The 12,075-nt window shown below is 62.8% G+C and carries 9 protein-coding genes; 1 reads left to right on the top strand and 8 read right to left on the bottom strand.

What is annotated here, in order from left to right; all coding sequences use genetic code 11:
• Nucleotide 1 precedes the first annotated feature (1 nt).
• The 7 genes from ACX80X_RS20540 to ACX80X_RS20570 form a co-directional block, all read right to left on the bottom strand.
• Nucleotides 2-1,168 (bottom strand): serine hydrolase domain-containing protein, encoded by a 1,167-nt coding sequence (locus tag ACX80X_RS20540; protein ID WP_459309594.1) that lies wholly within the window; start codon nucleotides 1,166-1,168, stop codon nucleotides 2-4.
• Between the two features lie 16 nt (nucleotides 1,169-1,184).
• Nucleotides 1,185-2,171, bottom strand: coding sequence for an alpha/beta hydrolase (locus ACX80X_RS20545; RefSeq protein WP_459309592.1), 987 nt, complete (start codon nucleotides 2,169-2,171; stop codon nucleotides 1,185-1,187).
• Between the two features lie 31 nt (nucleotides 2,172-2,202).
• Nucleotides 2,203-4,683, bottom strand: coding sequence for a beta-glucosidase family protein (locus ACX80X_RS20550; RefSeq protein ID WP_459309590.1), 2,481 nt, complete (start codon nucleotides 4,681-4,683; stop codon nucleotides 2,203-2,205).
• Nucleotides 4,684-4,739: 56 nt separating this feature from the next.
• A complete protein-coding gene (locus ACX80X_RS20555; RefSeq protein WP_459309588.1) occupies nucleotides 4,740-5,600 on the bottom strand; it encodes an ATP-binding cassette domain-containing protein in 861 nt (286 codons plus the stop codon).
• A complete protein-coding gene (locus ACX80X_RS20560) occupies nucleotides 5,597-7,468 on the bottom strand; it encodes a dipeptide/oligopeptide/nickel ABC transporter permease/ATP-binding protein (RefSeq protein WP_459309586.1) in 1,872 nt (623 codons plus the stop codon). Before ACX80X_RS20560 ends, ACX80X_RS20555 begins: the two co-directional genes overlap by 4 nt.
• A complete protein-coding gene (locus ACX80X_RS20565; RefSeq protein ID WP_459309585.1) occupies nucleotides 7,465-8,406 on the bottom strand; it encodes an ABC transporter permease in 942 nt (313 codons plus the stop codon). Before ACX80X_RS20565 ends, ACX80X_RS20560 begins: the two co-directional genes overlap by 4 nt.
• Before the next feature lie 69 nt (nucleotides 8,407-8,475).
• Entirely contained in the window at nucleotides 8,476-9,975 is a 1,500-nt protein-coding gene (locus tag ACX80X_RS20570) for an ABC transporter substrate-binding protein (RefSeq protein WP_459309583.1), read from the bottom strand.
• Nucleotides 9,976-10,177: 202 nt separating this feature from the next.
• Between ACX80X_RS20570 and ACX80X_RS20575 the strand changes: the two genes are divergently transcribed.
• Complete coding sequence (locus tag ACX80X_RS20575) at nucleotides 10,178-10,816, top strand: TetR/AcrR family transcriptional regulator (protein WP_459309582.1); 639 nt, start codon at nucleotides 10,178-10,180, stop codon at nucleotides 10,814-10,816.
• An 18-nt stretch (nucleotides 10,817-10,834) separates the two neighbouring features.
• Here ACX80X_RS20575 and ACX80X_RS20580 read toward each other — a convergent pair whose 3' ends face one another.
• Nucleotides 10,835-11,647, bottom strand: coding sequence for an alpha/beta fold hydrolase (locus tag ACX80X_RS20580; protein ID WP_459309581.1), 813 nt, complete (start codon nucleotides 11,645-11,647; stop codon nucleotides 10,835-10,837).
• Between the last annotated feature and the right edge of the window lie 428 nt (nucleotides 11,648-12,075).

Raw genomic sequence — 12,075 nt, forward strand, 5'->3', positions numbered from 1 at the left:
ATTAGCTTTGGCGTATGGCAGTTCGCACGGTCTGCGAAAGATGCAGCGCCCTCGTATCCGCCCCGCCAGGAAGTTGCATTTGAAGCGGGATGTAACCAAAGCTCAGATCGTAAAGCGGGTCAGCGTACCCCAGCGCTCCGCCTGCTCCATCGTGGCCAAAGGCCCGGAAGCTGCCAAAATCACTGCCGGGATGAGGCTTCATGAAAACAACCCCAAACGCCGTCGGGAAATTCAGGACACGATCGACTCCCCACACCTGCTGCTGTCCCATCTCTGCGACAGTATCGGGGTCAAGGAGAGCCTCCCCCAGCAGTCCAATAGCCGCGGCATAAACCTGCGCGAGCCCCCTCGCCGATCCGATGCCGCCAAGGGCGGCGGGTCCGGCGGCCCGTACTTCCCGCAGATTGGGTGAGTAGGGTCCGAGGTTCGGTGGTATGAGATTGTTGACCCCATTGAACATCAGGGCGCCCAGACCGTCCGGCGCCGTCGGACTTTGGCTGATCATTGCCAGCTGTTCGGCGGAGGGATGCGCGGGACGTAGCGCTTCGAACCGGTCCTCCTGTGACGGCGGCAGTGCGAGCCAGAAGTCGATGCCGCGGGGTGCCCGGATGCTGTCCTCATAGAGTTCTTGCAGGGACTGGCCAGTAATGCGCCTCACCAGTTCCTCCATGAAGGTTCCTATCGTGAGTCCGTGGTAGCCGAACGCTGTCCCCGGGCGCCAATATGGCCGCTGCCCCGCAAGCTTCGGTGCAGCGCGACGCGAGTCCAGTATGTCCGCAGTCTCTAGTCCCCCGTCTACATTGATAAGCCCCGCCTGGTGCGATAGAAGCTCCCGGATAAGGATCGTGGCCTTCCCGCGGGCACCAAACTCCGGCCAATAGTGGACCACAGTCTGATCCAGGTCGAGTTCCCCGGATCTGATCAAAGTGCCCAATGCAATCGCTGCCACGCCTTTTGTTGCGGAGAAGGTTCCCATGAGGTTGTCGTTCCTTAGCCCGTCCCCTCCGGCAAGATCCACTACCAGCTGCCCTTTCCAAAAGACGGCCAACTGCGCGCTGTAATTAGGGTCGTCGGCCAGGTAGCCGTCAAATTCCGCGCGTACGTCCTCGAACCCGGGAGCGGTGGTGCCTGTGGAATGGTTATGCGTGGGAACCGTGACGGCTGACATCGTTGAAGCCCTTTCTCTAGTTCTGCACTGTGCCAACGATTGGACCCTGTTCGCGGCACCGGTCGCTGCGGAGCCAGAGGAGCATCCTCTCAACAGAGCTTCTGGCCGGCAGTGAATGAGGGTGGTCCAAGTGTCCGTGCATACTGCCGGGTTCCATCTCCATCCGGACTGGCACTCCGGCAGCCTCCAGTTGGGCCGCAAAAAGTTCTCCGGAAGCGCGAAGCGTATCGGCCTCGGAATTGATGATGTATACAGGAGGAAAACCGTGGAGGTCTCCCCCTCCGGCAAATGCGTGGGGGTCTCGGAAACTGTCTTCGCTGCCGGCGAAGTTGAGATTGATGTCGTGGATGAAGTCCGGCCCAAATGCGAGCTCAGCAGGAATGCCGTCCATCTTCTTTCCAAGTTCCTCGCTGAGTGCCGGAATTTCGGCATGGACGAGAGGATAGGCGAGCAGCAATGATGCCGGCATCTGCCCGGCATCATCCCTGAGCCGTCCGGTGAGTGCGGCAGTCAGCGCAGCCCCGGCGCTGGCGCCGCCGAGGTGAAGGTCATCAGCAGTTGCCAATCCTAACTCGCTGAGATTTTCAGTGGCCCACAGCCACCCGGCCCGCACATCATTCGACGGTGCGGGGTACTTCAAACCGTGAAGGGCCTTGCGATAGTCAAGTGACAGAACCGAAATGCCGTGGGACGCCAGGTACAAGCTCACCCAGTGAGCCTCGGGCATGTCCAGGTCTCCGGCGATGAAGGCGCCGCCGTGCACCCAGGCTAAGCCCGCAAGGGCCTCGCCGGGAGCTCGGTACAGACGTCCCGGAACTCCTCCTTCCGGAGTCGGGACAGTAATATCGACTGCCGATATTGCGCCAAGCTCGGGGTATATGGACACAAGCGACTGGTGGTCCGTGTCAGTTCGAGGATCAGGGAGGGGGCCATTCAGCTCCAACTCGCGAATCAGCTGACTGGCGATCGACGTACTTGAATTTTGCGTGCCTGTCTCGGGCATCTGTCTCGTCTTTTCCTTCCTTGAGCAGGAGCTAGTTTTGGACCAGTTCCAGCGTGGCCTGCAGCGGAAGTTCGCTGACTGAGGTGCCGATGCGGAGTGTGTAGTCGCCGGGTTCGTAGGTCCAGCCGTTGTCCCAGTAGGCCAGAAGCCGGGTGGGGACGTCCAGCACGCTGGTCACTGTTTCGCCGGGTTCGGCCCAGATGGGGGTGGAGGCGATGAGCCAGCGGACGGGGCGGTCGACGGCGGAGCCGGGATTTTCGGCGTAGACTTGGACCACGTTTTTGCCGGCGCGTGCCCCAGTGTTGGTCAGGGCAACGCTGAGGGGCACGACGGCGCCGGGGGTCGTTTCTGCGGGTGCGTCCACGCTGTCGGTGGTCCAGGTGGTGTATCCGAGGCCGTAGCCGAACTCGTAGGCCGGGGTGGTGCCGGCTTTGAGCCAGGCGCGGTAGCCGATGTGGATGCCTTCATCGTAGGTCAGCGTCCCGTCCGCGGCCGGGGTGACATTGAGGACTGGCACGTCCTCCTGGGTGGCAGGCCAGGTGGTGGGCAGCCGGCCGCCGGGTTCGGTGGCGCCGGTGAGGATGTCGGTGAGGGCGTGGCCGAATTCCTGGCCGCCGAAGTAGCCGATCAGGAGTGCTGCGACCTCGTCGCGCCAGGGCAGCAGGACCGGTGAGCCGGAGTTCACGATCACGATGGTGCGGGGGTTGGCGGCGGCGACGGCGTGCACCAGGCGGTCCTGCAGGCCGGGCAGGTCCAGGGAGGTCCGGTCGTAGCCTTCGGATTCGACGCGGGAGTTGGTGCCCACCACGACGACGGCGATCTCGGCTGTGCGGGCCGCCTCCACCGCCTTGGTGATGAGTGCGTCGGGGTCGGCGTCGTAAGCTTCGACACCGATGGTGATTCCGAGCGTATTGGATAATGCGCCGACGCTGTCCGTCGTGAGCTCCACACGGAGTTGCATCGGGACACCCTCACACACCTTCACCGGCACCGAAACCGCGGGCGGGGCTAGCAACGCGGCCCCCAAATCCGTTCCTACCGCTTCGACCGTCGCTTCGTGCGCGAGGATTCCATTGACGAAGATGCGGCCATGGCCCACGGTGGAGAAGCCCAGCCGGACCGTACCCGTTTCGTCCGGTGTGTAGATGGTGTGGAACTGGACCATGGAGGACGCGGAGATGGGTGCGTCACCGCCGAACCAGACCAGGGCGGTGGAGCGGCGGTCCTCGGCGAAGACCTCCTCGCCGTTCGCGTCCAGGAAGCGGACCCGTACGCCCGGGGTTCCGGTGACGGGGTTGGTGAGCTGTTCCAGCGGCAGCTCGGCGATGCCTTCCTGCACCACGGCGCCAACACTGTACGTGACGTTGTCTGAGCCGAAGGCTGCCCGGATTCCGTCGAGCGGGGTGACGATCTTCTCGGGGATGACGGTGGCGGAGCCGCCGCCCTGGGTGCGGGCGTAACGGGCGTTGTGGCCGATCACCGCAACCGTCTTGACGGAGGCTGGGTCCAGCGGCAGCACGCCGTCGTTCTTCACCATCACGGTGCCGGCTGCGGAGACCTCGCGGGCGAACGCGATGGGGTCCTCCCGGTCCGCCGGTTCGGCTTGGACGGCGTCGAAGCCCTCCAGCGCGCCGACGCGGGCCGCGAGCTGCAGGATCCGCAGCACCTTGCGGTCGATGGCTGCTTCGGGGACCTGGCCCGCTTTGACGGCTACCACCAGGGCTTCGCCCCAGGGGCCGTCGGGGCCGGGCATTGCCAGGTCCTGTGAGGCGTTGGCGGAGTTGATACTGCGCACAGCGGTCCAGTCACTGATGACGACGCCGTCGAAGCCCCATTCGCTGTTCAGCGGGGTTTCCAGCAGCTCGTTTTCGGTGGCGGTGGCGCCGTTGATGGAGTTGTAGGCGCTCATTACCAGCCAGGCTTTGGATTCAACAATGGCCTTTTCGAACGCGAGCAGGTACAGCTCCCGCAGCGGCCGGTCCCCCACCTTGACGTCCACGGTGAAGCGGTCGGTTTCGGAATCGTTGGCAATGTAGTGCTTCGGGGTGGCGCCCACGCCGTTGCGCTGCACGCCGGAGACGTAGGCCGCGGCGAGGTCGGCCGTGAGGACGGGGTCTTCGCTGAATGCCTCAAAGTGCCGGCCGCCCAGGGGTGAGCGGTGCAGGTTGATAGTGGGACCGAGTACGACGTCGACGCCCTTGCGGCGGGCCTCGACGGCGGACGCGGCGCCGAGCCGGTCCGCGATGGCGGGGTCCCAGGTGGAACTGATGGCTGCGGCGGAGGGGAAGTTCATGGAGGGCTGGCGTTCGTCCCAGACCTCGCCACGGACCCCGGTGGGGCCATCGGAGAAGAGCATGCGGCGCAGGCCGATCTTCTCGATGGGCCAGGTGGTCCAGAAGTCGCGGCCGGTCAGCAGCTGGACCTTCTCCACAAGCGTCAGCTTAGCCAGGAGCGACTTCAGTCGTGCGTCGGTGCTTTGGTCAGTGTTGGGTGCGGTGGAGAGAAGTTCCATGGTGGCTTTCTTGGCTGTTCCTGCGGGGGATGTACTGATGCTTGTGCTGTTAAAGGTCAGGCGACGCCGGCCTGGACGTCCTGCTGGTGCTGGAGGTCCAGGAGCCGGAGCCTGTCTGCGCGGTGCTGGGCCTGCCGGTCGGGATCGGGAATCGGGGCGGCCATAAACAGCCGCTGTGTGTAGGGGTGTTCGGGTGCTCCGGTGACCTGCTCGCCCTCGCCCCATTCCACGATCTCACCGTGGTACATCACGGCCACGCGGTGGCTTAGGTGACGGACGACGGCGAGGTCGTGGGAGACAAAGAGGTAGGCGACGCCGGTGCGCTCCTGAATTTCGATGAACAGTTCCATCACGCGGGCCTGGGTGGAGAGGTCCAGGGCGGAGACGGGTTCGTCGCAGACGATCAGCTTGGGGTCCAGTGCCAGGGCCCGGGCAATAGCGACGCGCTGGCGCTGACCGCCGGAGAATTCACGCGGCAGCCGATGCGCGGCGCCGTGCGGCAGCCGGACCTGGTCCAGGAGCTCCGCGATGCGCTTGTTGGCCGTCTGGCGTTCGACTTTGCGTACGGTGAGCGGTTCGGTGAGGATCTGCTCGATGGTCATGGACGGGTTCAGCGAGGTGTAAGGGTCCTGGAAGACCACCTGGATCTCGTGGCTGAGTTCTTTGCGCTGGGCGCGGGTGGCCTTCGAAATCTCCTGGCCGCCGTACCTAATGCTGCCCCCGGTGACCGGTGCCAGGCCCAGCACAGCGCGGCCCAGGGTGGTCTTGCCGGAGCCGGATTCCCCCACCAGGCCCACAGTCTCGCCGGGCCGGATGTCCAGCGAAACACCTTTGAGGGCCTTGAACGGTTCTTTCCGGAAGCCCTTGAGGGGGTATTCGACGACGACGTCCTTGACGTCGAGCAGGGTGTCGGTCATGGCGTCACTCCTTTCAGTTCCTTGGGCTCCCCGGACGGGATCACACCACCGGCGTTCTGTCCGGCGGTGGTGTACTGCCCGCGTGGGGCCGTGTCTTCGAGTATTGCGTCGAGCAGCTGGCGGGTGTAGGGGTGTTGGGCGTTGTTGAAGATGGCGCGGACGGGGCCGGTTTCCACCACACGGCCGCTCTGCATCACGGAGACGCGGTCGCAGAGGTCCGCCACCACGCCGAAGTTGTGGGTCACCAGGATCACGCCCATGTTCAGTTCGTCCTGGAGTTCGCGGAGCAGGTTCAGGACTTCGGCCTGCACTGTGACATCCAAAGCGGTGGTGGGTTCGTCCGCGATCAGCAGGTCCGGTTCGCAGGAGACGGCGCCGGCGATCAGGACGCGCTGGGCCATGCCTCCGGAGATCTGGTGCGGGTAGGCGCCAAAGGTGCGTTCCGGGTTGGGAATGCCGACCTTGGCCAGCAGCGCCAGGGCGCGGGCGCGGGCTTCGGCCTTGGAGATTCCCAGGCAGACCCGCATGGGTTCCATCAGCTGGCTGCCGATGGTGAACGCGCCGTCCAGATTGGACATCGGTTCCTGCGGGATATAGGCGATACGCTGCCCGCGGACCTTGGTCATTTCCTTCTCGGTCAGGTGCGCCAGGTCCTTGCCTTCGAAGAAGATGGAGCCGCCGGTGATGCGTCCGCCCTGCGGCAGGAGCCGGAGGATGGAGAAGGCGGTCTGCGTCTTCCCGGAACCGGATTCGCCCACCAGGCCGTGGACTTCGCCGCGGCGGACGGTCAGGCCCACATGGTTCACCACGTGGGTGGTGGAACCGTCCGGCTGGTCGTAGCCGACGCCAAGATCGGTAACTTCCAGCAGCAGCTCCCCGGCGTTGCTGTTGTCTGCACCGGCGGGATCTTCGGGATGGACGAAGGCGGCTGCACCGCGCTTCTCAGCGGCGCCCTCGGCCTCGGCGATGGCGGCAGTAGCTGCAGCTTTGCGGCTCTTCTTGACCGGGCCGCTGCTGCGTTCCAGTTCATCGCGCATCGCGTTGGCGAGCATCGTCAGGGCGATGCAGACCAGGCCGATGATCAGGGCGGGCCACAGGACAAGGGTGGGGGCTTTGAAGATGTTGATGAAGCCGTCGTTGAGCATGCTGCCCCAGGTGGGGATGTTCCGGTCCCCCAGGCCCAGGAACTCAAGGCCCGCCTGGATCGCGATGGCGATGCCCAGGACCATTGCGGACTGGATGATGACAGGGGCCCGGACCACGGCCAGGATGTGGCGGCCGATGATCCGGAAGTCGCTGAGCCCGGCGACCCGTGCGGCGTCCACATAGAGTTCGTTGCGGACAGCGGTGACAGAGGCGTAGACCAGCCGGAAGAAGGCCGGTGAGAGCAGCACGCCGAAGATCATCATGGACAGCCACATGGACGGGCCCAGCACGGCGCGGGCCGCGAGCAGTACCACCATGCCGGGAAGTGCCATCATCAGGCCGGTGAGCCAGGAGGAGACGGAGTCGAACCAGCCGCCGTAGTATCCGGCGATCAGGCCGGCGGTGACGCCGAGGACCAGCGCCACGGCGAGGGCCAGCAGGGCGCCGGCGAGGCTGAACTGGCCGGCGAACAGCAGCCGGCTGAGGACGTCGCGGCCCGCACTATCGGCACCCAGGAGGTGTTCGGAGCCGGCCTTGGCCAGCACGTCCTTCAGGTTTGCCGTGTTGGGGTCGTGGGTTGCCAGCAGCGGCGCCAGGACCGAGGCCAGTGCCACCAGGAACAGGACAAGCAGCGAGACTGCGCCCGTGGGGTGGGTCAGAAGCTTCCGGAAAAGGGAAACCTTGGCTGCCGTGACGGGCAGTGCGAGGGGAGTTTCGATCATGACAGCCGAACTTTCGGATTGAGCCAGCCCTGGGCGAGGTCGATGATGAGGTTGACGGCCACCACGATGGCGGCCGTCGCGACGACGACTCCCATGACGACCGGGATGTCGCCCTGGCCTGTGGCAGCCACGGTGATCTGCCCGAGGCCGGGCAGTGCGAAGATCTGTTCCACGATGACGGCGCCGCCCAGCAGCCCTATGAACTGCACGGCGAGCACAGCCAGTGCAGGACCGCCGGCATTGCGCAGCACATGCTTGTAGACAACACGGTTGAAGGACAGACCGCGGGCCCGCAGCGTCCGGACGTAGTCCTGGCGGAGTGCATCGATCAACGAGCCGCGCACCTGCTGGACCACGGCGGCGATGCAGCCGATGGACAGGGCGATGATCGGCAAGGTGACAGTGGCAGCCCAGCCGCCGAACGACGTCGTAATAGGAACATAACCGGTGGCCTTGAACCACTTGAGGTTCAGCGCGAACAGGGACACCAGGCCCAGGGCAATCAGGAAGCCTGGGATGGCAAAACCAAGCACCCCGACAAATTGGACCATACGGTCAACCCAGCCGCGGCGGACCGCAGCCCACACGCCGATGACCACGGAAATCACAGCCGCAATGATGACCGCGCCAAGGACCAGGGAGAGGGTGACCCAGAGCCGGCTGCTGACGCCTGCACTGACAAGCTGGCCGTTGAACCAGGACCGGCCAAGGTCACCGGTCAGGGCTCCGGTCAGCCAGTCCCAGTACTGAACCGGGAGCGGGCGGTCCAGGCCAAGCTGGCTGGCCTTCAAGGCAACCTGGGCGTCGCTGGCGGTGGGGCCCACGAGGCGGCGGGCGATGTCGCCGCCGCCCGCGTACAGCATCAGGTAGGCGACCGTGGTGATGACGAACAGCAGGAGGACACCGGAAAACAGGCGCCGCAGCACGAATCGGTACATACGAAAATCCTTAAGGAAGGTTCCTGAGGCTGCCGGACCTGGCTAGGAGCCCGGCCCGGCAGCTGTCCGCTAGGAGGCGGGGGTAAAGGACCAGATGTAGGGGTAGACGTTGCCCGTCTGCAGCTCCACGTTGGTCTTGGCGTCAGTCACAAAACTGTTCTCCGGGCGGTACCACGGGGCGAACCAGGCCTGCTCCACGATGTACTTGTTCAGTTCCTTAGCCGCAGACTTCTGTTCGTCCTCGGAACCCAGGTTGACCTTCTTCACCAGTTCGTCGACCTTGGGATCCGCGTATTTGTAGGGATTCCAAGCCGAGTTCGGAGCAATTTTCATGTTGATCAGCTGCCAGTCGGACTGCTGCTCCAGAATCATGTAACTTGCGGCATATTTTGCTGACAACAGGTCGGCAATGAAGTTGTTTCCTGCGTCGATGGTCTCGACGGTAACTCCGACATCCTTAAGTTGCTGCGTAATCAGCGCAAAAATCGAGCTGTTGACGAGCGGCGTCGACGGCATCTGCAGGTTAAACCCGTTCGCGTAGCCAGCCTCCGCCAGGAGCGCCTTGGCTTTGGCGGGGTCGTAGGCGTAGCGGGAGTCCAGGGACTCGTCGTACGCGTCCGACGACGGCGGGAACACCTGGGTAGTGGGGGTGCCGCGTCCCTGGTTCACGGCATCCAACAGCGACTTCGTGTCGAAGGCATAGTTCAAAGCCTGCCGGACGCGGACGTCCTTAAGGGCGGGGTTGGTTGTACCCGCACGGTCAAAGAGCATCAGTCCAACCCAGTTGCCCTCGAATGCATTGTTCTTGTAGCCGGCCGCTTCGGCCTCCTGAACCATTGAAATATCAATGAGGGAGCCATTGAGCGTCCCGGACTTGACTGCGCTCAGCAGTGACGTCTGTTCCGGGTAGACGTTCAGGACCATATTGTCGTAGTGGACCAGGTCTTTGGCCCAGTAGTCAGGATTGGTCTTGTAGGTGTAGGACGCGCCTGTCACCGTGGCTGCCGTGTCCAGGACATAAGGGCCCGAGCCGACGGGGTTGGTGGCGATATCCGCGTTGCCGAAGGACGCCGGGCTCTGCATAAACGACGCGTCCTTGGACAGGTAGCCCAGGAACGCCGGGTCCGGAGCGGACAGGGTCAGCTTCAGCGTGGTGGCGTCCACTGCCTCAGCCGTCTGCAGGGCGGCCAGGAACTGCGCGTCTGCTGATGTTCCTGCCTTGAAGCGCTCGAGGTTCTGCTTGGCGGCATCGGCATTGAAGGCGGTGCCGTCGGTGAACTTCACATCATCGCGGAGCTTCAGTGTCAGGACGGTCTTGTCATCGTTGTACGTCCACTCAGTTGCGAGCATCGGAACCAGTGTGCCGTCTGGCTCCATGCGAAGCAGGGTGTCGTACACGGCCTGGTAGAACGGCGACACATTGGCGAAGTCGGAGTCGGCAGCGGCGAAGGATTTGGGCGCCATGAGAGTACCCAGGGTCAGTGTTTGCGAGGTCTGCTCGCTGGAGGAGTCTCCCCCGGCAGAGCAGCCGGTGAGGCTCAGGGCAACGGCGGCAACAACTGCGGCCATTCGCTTAGGTCGGAACATCATTGGTCCCTTTCACGGTCAGTGACGGTCCACCACGGACTGCCATTGGGAAAGACCGTAGCACGAAAACTGACCATGCGGTATGTTTTCAATGTGCGCATGCAAAATATTGCTCAGTGTGACGTGAGGCACAAAGTAGGCAGGGCTTCGCGCGGCATCCAGCCAGAGTTGTTAGAGTTCCAAGATGACTGAAACAGCGACAAGTGCGGTTTCCCAAGGGCCACGGCATGGACGGCCGCGCGGGAGCTATGCCAAGACAAAGGAGCGCCGCCAGGAGATCCTGACAGCGGCGTTCGAGGTTTTCTCCACGTTCGGATACCGCGCGGGATCTATCCAGGACATCGCTGACAAGATCGGTCTAACCAAGACCGGCCTACTCCACCATTTCCCCAGCAAGGAAGCCCTGCTGGAGGCCGTGCTTACCCTTCGCGATGAGGACTCCTGGGCAGCGGCGGGCATTGTGACGGACAACGGCCTAGAGACCCTACATGGAATCGTCCGTTTGGTTCATAACAACACCACAGTCCCCGAACTCGTCGCCCTCCACTGCGTCCTCTCGGCCGAGTCGACAGACCCGACTCACCCCGCCCATGAGTACTTTCAACGGCGCTACAACTGGGTCCGAGAAGTTGGTGCCCAGGCATTTTCCGATCTGGATCGCCAAGGCATGCTACGGCACAGGGTGCCGCCAGCGGCCGCTGCACGGCAGTTGGTTGCACTGATGGACGGGCTGCAGGTCCAGTGGCTTTTGGACAATGACTCTGTGGACATGGCCGGCGAATTAAGAACTTTTCTGGGAGCCATCACGACCGAAGAGTTCTAGTCTTTCAGGGTTCAGTCCTTACCGCAGGGTTCCCTCTAGGAAAGAGAGCAATTCCCGATTAAAGGCCTCTGGCTCGTTCCAATGAGGGCAGTGCCCACTGTTTTCAAATACGGATAGGGAAGAGTCCGGCAGAGTTTCAGCGAACCACTGCATGCCTTCCAACGGAAATGACGGCGAGGAGCGGCCTGTGGCCACCCATGAGGGAACATTGACGGTCGAAATGACGTCCCGCCAGTCTGCAGTGAAGTGGTCCACCATCAGTTGAAGCACGGCCCCTGGGGGGAAATCCGTAAGGCCGCCCACTTCCGCGAAAAGTTGCCCGACGTGAGGCGGCACTGGCGGCTCAAGCGACGGATTGCCCCATTGAAATCTACCGTTGACGGAATCCCAGACGTTTGTCCAATCAACGGACCTCACACCCCAGGCCCACGACTCGTCATTAATAATTTTCGGCGACTGATCAATCGCCGTGAATGCTCGTACACGGCTTGTTCCAAATAAATCAAAATACGAGAGACAAACCGAAACTCCTAAGGAATGACCAATTAGGGCCACTTGGTCAAGTCGCAGGTGCTCAATCAATTCGCCCACATCTTTCCCTAGACGGGAGACGCGTTGCCCGTGTACTGGCGAGTCCGAACGGCCATGGAATCTCAAGTCCAGGGCCAGCGTTCGGTATCCGGCGGCGACGAGTGCCTCGCGCTGGAATGCCCAATGCGCTGCCTGGCAGGTGAAGCCATGGACGAGCAGAATTGCGGGCCCGGATCCGAAGTCATCGTAGACGAGCTGAACGCCGTCTGTGGTTCGAAACGACTTTGCATGACCAGTCAATTGCGGCCTCCTTGGGCAATCGGTCCGTAAATTCAATGCGGTTTATGCCGCTAGCATTCGGAGCCTACATGATGCTTCCGGATCGAACAAAGCGTAGGAGCCGTCATAAGTCTCATAGGAATTTCGTATAAACAAATAGCAAAAAAGTATTGGACATGGAAACGGGCGCTCGGTATTTCAGGTCTAGAGAGTATTTCCTGCATACTTTACATAGCCACGTTCCAGCAACTACACACCCCCGCATTAGTTAGCCATCACCGAGCCTGCGGACCCGCCGGAGAGCGGGCGTCCTGCAAATGCTGGGACCAATCAACCACTTTCGGGACTCAGGACTCTGGACATAGCGTTTTAATTGTTGGCTGACGTTTCTTTGTTTTTGATCTCAAATCGCAGGGTCCGGTCGGTGCCGGGGTAGCGGGTTTCGGTGG

Source organism: Pseudarthrobacter sp. MDT3-1 (genome assembly GCF_054510755.1).

What these genes read in the sequence shown, in the direction of transcription:
- ACX80X_RS20540 (WP_459309594.1), bottom strand. Translation starts at nt 1,168, where the DNA reads ATGTCAGCCGTCACGGTTCCCACGCATAACCATTCCACAGGCACCACC.
- ACX80X_RS20545 (WP_459309592.1), bottom strand. Translation starts at nt 2,171, where the DNA reads ATGCCCGAGACAGGCACGCAAAATTCAAGTACGTCGATCGCCAGTCAG.
- ACX80X_RS20550 (WP_459309590.1), bottom strand. Translation starts at nt 4,683, where the DNA reads ATGGAACTTCTCTCCACCGCACCCAACACTGACCAAAGCACCGACGCA.
- ACX80X_RS20555 (WP_459309588.1), bottom strand. Translation starts at nt 5,600, where the DNA reads ATGACCGACACCCTGCTCGACGTCAAGGACGTCGTCGTCGAATACCCC.
- ACX80X_RS20560 (WP_459309586.1), bottom strand. Translation starts at nt 7,468, where the DNA reads ATGATCGAAACTCCCCTCGCACTGCCCGTCACGGCAGCCAAGGTTTCC.
- ACX80X_RS20565 (WP_459309585.1), bottom strand. Translation starts at nt 8,406, where the DNA reads ATGTACCGATTCGTGCTGCGGCGCCTGTTTTCCGGTGTCCTCCTGCTG.
- ACX80X_RS20570 (WP_459309583.1), bottom strand. Translation starts at nt 9,975, where the DNA reads ATGGCCGCAGTTGTTGCCGCCGTTGCCCTGAGCCTCACCGGCTGCTCT.
- ACX80X_RS20575 (WP_459309582.1), top strand. Translation starts at nt 10,178, where the DNA reads ATGACTGAAACAGCGACAAGTGCGGTTTCCCAAGGGCCACGGCATGGA.